A 7499-nucleotide genomic window follows, 5' to 3' on the forward strand; every position below is an offset into this window, starting at 1 on the left:
CGGCAGGAGAGAAGGGCGGAGGGCCTCCATGGAGGAAGCGCAGCGCGGCGACGTCGCGGCGCAGCACGAGCGGCTGATGGAATCGCTGAGGGTTCACGGCCGCCACTACGCCGAACTCAGTCGGCGCTTCGCCGCCTGGCTGGGCCTGCACTCCACCGACGCGACCGCGGTACTGGAGATCGCCGCCGCCGAAGAGCGCGGCACTCCCCTGTCGCCGGCGCGGCTGAGCGAGCGCATCCCCCTGTCCACCGGGGCCACCACCGCGCTCTTGAACCGTCTCGAAGCAGCGGGGCACATCACCCGCGTCCGCGAACACTCCGACCGGCGCGTCATCACCCTGCGCAGTGGCGGGCACATCCAGGAACGGGCGGACGAGTTCTTCGGCCCGCTCGCCCACCGCCTCGACGCTGCGATGGCGCACTACCCGCCGCAGCTCCTGGAACAGTTCGACGCGTTCATGGCCGACCTGAACTCCGCCATGGACACCCACCTCAGCGAGCAGGACACGGCAACGCCGCGCTCCCCCGGCACCCCGGGTGCCCGGAATCCCTGACCGGTGTGGTGCCGACCACCTCGGCCCGGCGCCCGGTGGTGTCGGTTCAGCCGGCGTCGGCCGGGGCTCCCGGGCCTGCCGGGTCACCCTTCGGGGTGACGTGAGCGAGGAGGGCCAGCGCGGTCCGCGCGGGTGAGTCGGCCTCCGTGGTGGCGACCACGATGTTCTGGCTCGGGCCCTGGCTCAAGGTCTGCTGGGTGACGGTCAGCGGGCCGAGCAGCGGATGCCGCATTTCGTAGGTGGCGACGGCGCACGCCTTGACGCGGTGGTCGGCCCACATGGAGGCGAACTCCGGGCTCTTCGCGCTCAGTTCACCGACCAGCACGTGCAGCGCGGTGTCGTCCGGATACCGGCCCGCCACCAGGCGCAGATTCCCCACCACGGCCCGCGCCTTGGCCGGCCAGTCCGCGTACAGGTCACGGGTGTGCGCGTCGAGGAACACCAGTCGGGCCATGTTGGGGCGCTCCGCCGGCCGATCGACGGCGTACGGGTCCAGGTGTCCGGCGAACAGCGCATGGCCCGGCCGGTTCCAGGCCAGGACGTCACTGCGGCGGCCGGTCACGATCGCCGGAACGTGGGCCAGTGCCTCCAACAGCTGCCCGGTGGCCCGCGTCACCCGCTCCGGGGCGGGCCGTCGGCGCCGACCGGGGCCCTGGGCCGACCGGGCCAGGTCGTGGAGGTGCAGGCGCTCGGTCTCCTCCAGCCGCAGGGCCCGGGCGAGGGCCTCCAGCACCTGCGGCGAGGCGTTCAGGGAGTGACCCTGCTCCAGGCGGGTGTAGTAGGAGACGCTGACACCGGCCAGCAGCGCCAGCTCCTCGCGTCGAAGACCGGGCACACGGCGCCGCTCCCCGTAGTCGGGTATCCCGAGATCCTCGGGTACCAGCTGGGAGCGCCGCGTCTGCAGGAACTCCCCGAGCTGCGCTGTTCCGTTCATGGATCCGAGTATGGGCCGAGCCCCGCCGCACAGCCTGTCCCTGGTGTGGATAGGCACCGGCGGGTCTGGCTCCCCGGCGGGACCGGTGATGACGTGGGCACTGCCGACGTGGCACCACCCCCACACACCACCCCACACATCCGGGAGCACGCCTTGACCGCCACCACCAGGGAACACGACCTCTTCGAGGTCCTGGACGCATCGCACTTCGCCTTCACCCGGCGCGCATGGGTGGATGCCGAACCCGCCCGTGTCTATGACCTCGTCAGTGACGTATCGGCGATCGGCCGCTGGAGCCCCAACGCCACGGATGTCACGTACGACCAAGGCGCCGGGCCCCGGGTCGGGGCCTGGTTCAGCGGCCGCAATCTCAAAGGCGGCATGCAGTGGACGACCCGCTCCCAGGTCGTACGGGCCGACCCCGGCAGCGTCTTCGCCTACGTGGTCGGCGGCGCCGACAACGGCATCGTCCAATGGAGCTGGACCTGCCGCCCCCAGGGGCGCGGAACCGTCGTGGAGCAGTCCTGGCAACTCCTGCGCCTCGACCCGGTGCTCGGCACCACCCGCGGCGACCTCGATGCACTGCGCGACTACATGACGAACAGCGTGGAAACCACCCTGCTGTCCCTCGCCCAATGGATCGCCGAAGTGTGAGATGCCGGCCGGAGCCCCGTCGGCCTCGCCCCGTCAGGAAGGCGGCCCGGCCCCCTCCGGCTCACCACCGGAAAAGAAGTCCCGGAACACCCGCGAGGATCGCGGATTCTGCCCGCACTGCCACACGCCGTGCGGGCAGAAGTCCGTGATGCTGTGGTAGAGCGGCCTGTGCTCCTCGATCCATGCCAACATGTGCCGCACGTACTCGGGATTGTCGCCGTGCCGGAACAGCCCCCACTCGGGGTACGAGGTGTCCTTGCCGTGGGCCCTGGCGAAGTCGACCTGATGCTGCAGTCCATAGGGCTGGGCGACCTGCTCGTCGAAGGTCCGGCCGGGTTCCTGGTCGTACGAGTCCATCCCGACGACATCGACCACGTCATCACCCGGGTAGCACCGGGTCCACGCGATCGCGTCACCACCACGGTTGGGGGCGAAGTCGAAACGGAAGTCCTGCCCCTTCACGGAGCGCATGGCGGCCACGATGCGCCGCCAGTACTTCTTCCAGTTCTCGGGGTCGGGCCGGCACCGGTGGGTGTAGTCGAAGCCGTTCATCTCCCAGCCGAGCACGATCACCGTGTCCGGCACGTCGAGGTCGACCAGTCGCTGGGCCAGCCGCCGGAAGTGGTGGTCGTACGTGCCCCGCGCACCGGTGCGGATCAGCTCGGCGACTCGGGCGTCGGGGAAGCGGGCCTCGTTGCGCTCCTGCATGGGCACGTTCAGGACGAACAGCCGGTCGGCTCTCGCGTTGCGCCACCGCGCCCAGCTGCGCAGGGAATCGGGTGCCCCCTCGATGTTCGCCCAGGTGTCGCCCGGCAGATAGGTGTGCCCGGCGCGCAGCTCGGTACCCCCGAGCCAGCGCGAGAGCTCCTTCATCCGCTCGACGCCGGGCGATCCGTAGTGCAGGTAGGCACCCACCGCGATCTCGGTGCCTGCGCTTGTTCCGGAGTCCTGCCGATGCGGCGTCTGGACGCCCTGGGCGCCCCCGGTCAGAAGCAGACCGACGGCGACCGTTGTCGCACAGACCCCCGCCAGCAAGCTGCGTCGACGGGACATGGCACCTCCACAAGCTGCGCGAGCACCGATGTGTCTGGCAGCGACGTTAGGCATCTCATCCGATGCTCGGCCTGTCCAGTGTCCCGATGCTGGGCCATTCGCCGCAGCCACCCGCCCCCGCTTGACCCGAACGGATGAAGCCTCACCGGCACACCGGGCAGGCACCGGACACGGGCGGCCGATGGCGCACGGCCCGGCACGCGGTTCCCGTTGCCAGGAGCCGCTCCGGTAGCCTGGCCGGGTGATCTCCGGCGACACCCTCCTCGAGCGGCTGCGGGACCTGTCCGCCCGGGTCCCGTTCGACCTCGCGGTACAACCCGGCGTCACGGCTGCCGACTTCGGCCGCTGGCCCGTCCCGGTGCCGGCCGAGGCCCGCGAGCTACTGGGCCGACTGGGCGGGTTCGCCGTGCCGCCGGTGCAGTTCACGCTGACCGGTCACCCCCGCCAGGCCGGCGACCACGGCCTGCCGCACCCCCATTGGCTGGTCACCGACGACGGAGGCGGCGGCGTCACCTGGGTCGACATCGAGGCCGACGGCCGGTGGGGCCAGGTCCTGATGCAGTACCGCGAGGGCGGCCTCCACGTCGAGGCCGACTCGCTGCCACACTGGCTCGACCGGATCATCGGCACGGCGGAGGAACTGGTCGAGGAGACCGGCTTCGAGGAGGGCGTCCAGCCGTACGCCGACGATTTCTGGGACCTCCTGCAGCTGGACGGCCCCGAACTGCCGCTGCACTCCGCGGCCGCACTCCGCAACAGCCCGGACCCGGTGGTCGCCCGCCTCGCCGCCCGCGTGCCGGACGGCGCGCTGATCGCCGACCTCCGCGGAGTCCTGCCGGGCAGCCGCGCCCGCTTCGACCGGGCGCTCAGGCGATACCGCCTGACACGGGCCGTCGGCGCCCCGGTGTTCGCCGCCGTTCCCGGCGAGGACTGACCCGGGGCCGGTACGGAACCAGTCGCGGACCGAGCCGGGAGGAGCGGTGCGGACTCGTCGGAAAATGCCTCGACACCCATCGCGCGATCAGGGACGCTTCGCGGAATGAACAGAATCGACGACACACCTGCCGCGTGGGACGAGCGCACCCAGCTCACCACGTTTCTCGACTACACACGTGACACCGCACACGCCAAGTGCGCAGGCGTCTCCGACGAGAACGCCCGCAAGGCGCTCCTGCCGGGCTCACCGCTGATGACCCTGAGCGGACTGATCAACCACCTGCGCTGGGTCGAGTACTACTGGTTCCAGGTGGTCTTCCTCGGCGAGGAGGACCACGGCCCCTGGACCGACGAAGACCCCGACCGCGAGATGCGCATCGCCGTCGACTTTCCGCTCGCGCAGCTCCTCGACGAATACGCCGGCCAAAGCGCCCGCTACCGCGAGCTGGTCGCCGCGGCAGCCCTGGACCAGCGGGCCGAACGAGCCGTCCGCAACGGCCTCCACGTCGACCTGCGCTGGATCCTCCTCCACCTCACCGAGGAGACGGCCCGCCACAACGGCCACCTGGACATCCTGCGCGAGCTGCTCGACGGCACGACCGGCTCCTAGTTTCACGGATCGGATCGGCGCAGACGACGCCGAACCCGCATGCGCGGGGCTCCGCCGGGCACGCGCCGGGCATGACCCACATCCCCCGCGCAGCCGTACGTCGAGGCCGTCCCCGCGTCATGGCCCGCGCGGCGCGCACCCGCGCCGAGCTGCGGCGTACGGCCGTCCACGTCTGGACCGACAACCTGGCCGACCATGCGGCCTCCCTCACCTACTACGCCGTACTGGCGCTCCTGCCCGCTCTCGTCATCGCCGTCTCCCTCGTGGGGCTGCTCGGCGAGGCGACGAGGGTCCGGCTCATCGGCGGGCTCACCTCCTACGCGCCCCCTCAATCGGCGCAGGTCCTGAGCGAGGCGCTCGAGGGCCTCGCGGCGGAACAGTCCTCGGTGTGGGCCCTGTTGATCAGCGGTGTGCTCAGTGCGCTGTGGTCGGCGTGCAGTTACCTGGCAGTGTTCCGGCGCGCCCTGCACACGATGCACGGGGTGCCCGACACGCGACCACCGCTTCGCGCGGCCCACACCCTGGTCGTCAACGCCGTGGTGCTGCTGGTCCTGCTCGTCGTCGGCGCCCTGGGACTGGTCGTGTCCGGACCACTGGCCCGGCGCGCCGCCCGGGCCGCCGGTGGGGCCGGACCCGAGGGGATCGCGCTCCTGCGCTGGCCCGTGCTGCTGGTGGTGGTCGTCCTCCTGGTACTGATCCTGTTCCGCACCGGCCCGGCCCAGAGCCGGGGCACCCGCCGGGGCCTACCCGGCGGCGTACTGGCGGCGCTGCTCTGGCTGGCCGTCTCGGGGCTCTTCACCCTGTACACGGAGCTCAACACCTACGGCAGGCTCTACGGCCCGCTGGCCGGCAGCGTCGTCTTCCTCGTGTGGCTCTGGTTCGCCAACCTGGCGCTGCTCACCGGCGCCCGTTTCAACGCCGAACGGGCCCCGGGTCCGCACGCCCGGACCCGGTCCTGAGCCTGAGCCTCGGTGGCCCGGGGTCGGGGCCTTCGGGCCCCGGCGCCCGGCGGCCAGGCGGGAGGAGTCGATCTCCGCCCAGACGACCTTGCCCGTACCGAGGGGGTAGCAGCCCCACCGGTCGGAGAGCCGCCGCACGAGGTGCAGACCGTGGCCGCCGGGGACGCCCGGCCGGCGCACGGCCCCGGGGCGCGGCGGCTCCGTCACGCCGTCGAGCACCTCGATCCGCAGGGTCTCGCCGGCGGTCAGTACGAGCTCCTCGCAGCCGTGCGCGTGCAGGGCTGCGTTCGTCACCAGCTCGGAGACGACGAGCAATGCGTCCTCGGCAGTCTCTCGCCCGTCCCAACCCCAGTCCCGCAGGGTCCGGCGGGTGAAGTCGCGGCCCTTGCCGACCGCCCCCCGGACGCTGCGCAGGGCGAGCCTTCGCCGCTGGCCGACCGGCCCGCGCACGCGATCGCGCACGCGCCGAGGATCGCCCTCGGCCCGCTTGGCCGCCTTGGCCTCCTTGGCGTCTCCCGTCATGTTCACTGCCGCCTCACCCCGACCGTCGACTCACTGTGTTCGTCCGGGGCGAGCGGCCCCGTCCGCGGACCGTCCGGATCACCCAGACCACCCGGACCGGCCGTCCCGCGGCCGTCGTCCCCGGTCCCGCGTATGCCCGACCTGATCGCCCGGACACGTGAACGCCGTACCTGCGGTGGATTCCCGGTCGGGAGGGTTCTACCGTGAAAACAGCACCTGGAGCGGCCATGCCCATCACCTCACCCCCGGCCCACCCGCGCCGGTCACCGCAGCCGCCGCCGGCGCCCCCTCGCGGACGCCTCGGAGGCGGTCGGGACAGCGGTGGCGGCGGACCCGGGGGTGCGCCGGTGAGATGACCGGGTCCGACGGGCCCCGTCGGCTGTCGCCCCTGGGGCGGATGCGCAGTGCGGCCCGCCGCGCGCGGGCCGGACGCCGATGGGTGCACGTCCGGGACGTCGACCTGTGGCAACGCTCGCTCGGGTTCGCGGCGCTCGGGTTCCTGACCCTGGTACCCCTGCTCATCGTCGTGTCCGCGGCGGACACCCGCGGCGGGCAGGGGTTCGCTCAGTGGCTGGGAGACGGCCTCGGCGTATCGCCGGCCGCCAGGGCCGAGATCGAGCGGCTCTTCGCCCTGCCCGGCCAGGCCTGGCGGACCACGACGGCCTTCGGCCTCGCGCTGCTCGCCGTGTTCGGCCTGTCCTTCGGCACGATGCTGCAGAGCGGCTACGAACGGGTCTGGGACCTGCCTCCGTCCCGCTGGTGGGCCCGGTGGCGTCACGTGCTGTGGCTCGGCGCGCTGGTGGGGGTGCTCTTCCTCTCGGCGATCGCCCCGCCCTGGCGTGATTCCCCGGCCCGCGGCTTCGTCACGGTGGCGATCGGTACCCTCTTCTTCTGGTGGTCCCAGCGCCTGCTGCTCGGCGGGCGGGTCCCGTGGACCGCCCTGTTCCCCGGGGCGGTGGCCACGATGTTCGGGCTGCTCGGGCTGCGGGTCTTCTCCCGGCTCGTCTTCTCGCCGCTGATCGCGTCCAGTGCCGTCACCTACGGCCCCTTCGGAACCGTCCTCGTGATCCAGACCTGGCTCGTCGGTATCGGCGTGGTCGTGTTCGGGGGCGCGCTCGTCGGCCGCCTCCTCCACGACGAGCTGCTGCGCCGGGCGGCGCCGGTGGAACCCGGGCAGTGAGGCGAGAAGCCGGGCCGGCCGGGGCCCGGGGGCCGACGCGGGGGCGGGACACGGGGCCCCGCCCGGTGTCGGGTCACACGGGCACCGGGCGGGCCGGG

7 protein-coding genes and 2 pseudogenes are annotated in these 7499 nt (G+C 72.4%); 6 read left to right on the plus strand and 3 right to left on the minus strand.

Going from position 1 to position 7499, the window contains the following annotated elements:
- Nucleotides 1-28 precede the first annotated feature (28 nt).
- The gene (locus ACFVX6_RS25390) at nt 29-553 is read left to right on the plus strand and encodes a MarR family winged helix-turn-helix transcriptional regulator (RefSeq protein ID WP_389695078.1); all 525 of its coding nucleotides are present in this window, start codon (nt 29-31) and stop codon (nt 551-553) included.
- Between the two features lie 46 nt (nt 554-599).
- Here ACFVX6_RS25390 and ACFVX6_RS25395 read toward each other — a convergent pair whose 3' ends face one another.
- Nucleotides 600-1487: a helix-turn-helix domain-containing protein gene (locus ACFVX6_RS25395; protein ID WP_389695080.1), complete on the minus strand. Its 888-nt coding sequence runs from the start codon at nt 1485-1487 to the stop codon at nt 600-602.
- A 153-nt stretch (nt 1488-1640) separates the two neighbouring features.
- On the opposite strand from ACFVX6_RS25395, the gene ACFVX6_RS25400 reads away from it, so the two are divergent.
- Nucleotides 1641-2141: an SRPBCC family protein gene (locus ACFVX6_RS25400; protein WP_389695082.1), complete on the plus strand. Its 501-nt coding sequence runs from the start codon at nt 1641-1643 to the stop codon at nt 2139-2141.
- 42 nt (nt 2142-2183) lie between these two features.
- Here the strand turns inward: ACFVX6_RS25400 and ACFVX6_RS25405 are convergent.
- Nucleotides 2184-3194, minus strand: a pseudogene (locus ACFVX6_RS25405) (glycosyl hydrolase); the annotation flags it as partial.
- Nucleotides 3195-3435: 241 nt separating this feature from the next.
- Between ACFVX6_RS25405 and ACFVX6_RS25410 the strand changes: the two are divergent.
- The 3 genes from ACFVX6_RS25410 (at nt 3436) to ACFVX6_RS25420 (ending at nt 5699) form a co-directional block, all read left to right on the plus strand.
- Nucleotides 3436-4128 (plus strand): hypothetical protein, encoded by a 693-nt coding sequence (locus ACFVX6_RS25410; RefSeq protein WP_389695084.1) that lies wholly within the window; start codon nt 3436-3438, stop codon nt 4126-4128.
- Between the two features lie 105 nt (nt 4129-4233).
- Nucleotides 4234-4740 (plus strand): DinB family protein, encoded by a 507-nt coding sequence (locus tag ACFVX6_RS25415; protein WP_389695086.1) that lies wholly within the window; start codon nt 4234-4236, stop codon nt 4738-4740.
- 71 nt (nt 4741-4811) lie between these two features.
- Complete coding sequence (locus ACFVX6_RS25420) at nt 4812-5699, plus strand: YihY/virulence factor BrkB family protein (protein WP_389695088.1); 888 nt, start codon at nt 4812-4814, stop codon at nt 5697-5699.
- A gap of 138 nt (nt 5700-5837) precedes the next feature.
- Here the strand turns inward: ACFVX6_RS25420 and ACFVX6_RS25425 are convergent.
- Nucleotides 5838-6221: pseudogene (locus ACFVX6_RS25425) on the minus strand (ATP-binding protein); the annotation flags it as partial.
- A 397-nt stretch (nt 6222-6618) separates the two neighbouring features.
- On the opposite strand from ACFVX6_RS25425, the gene ACFVX6_RS25430 reads away from it, so the two are divergent.
- Nucleotides 6619-7401: a YhjD/YihY/BrkB family envelope integrity protein gene (locus tag ACFVX6_RS25430; RefSeq protein ID WP_389695122.1), complete on the plus strand. Its 783-nt coding sequence runs from the start codon at nt 6619-6621 to the stop codon at nt 7399-7401.
- The last annotated feature ends 98 nt before the right edge of the window (nt 7402-7499 follow it).

The sequence above is a fragment of the Streptomyces sp. NPDC058289 genome, from assembly GCF_042880975.1.
GTDB classification, from domain to species: Bacteria; Actinomycetota; Actinomycetes; order Streptomycetales; family Streptomycetaceae; genus Streptomyces; species Streptomyces stoeckheimensis.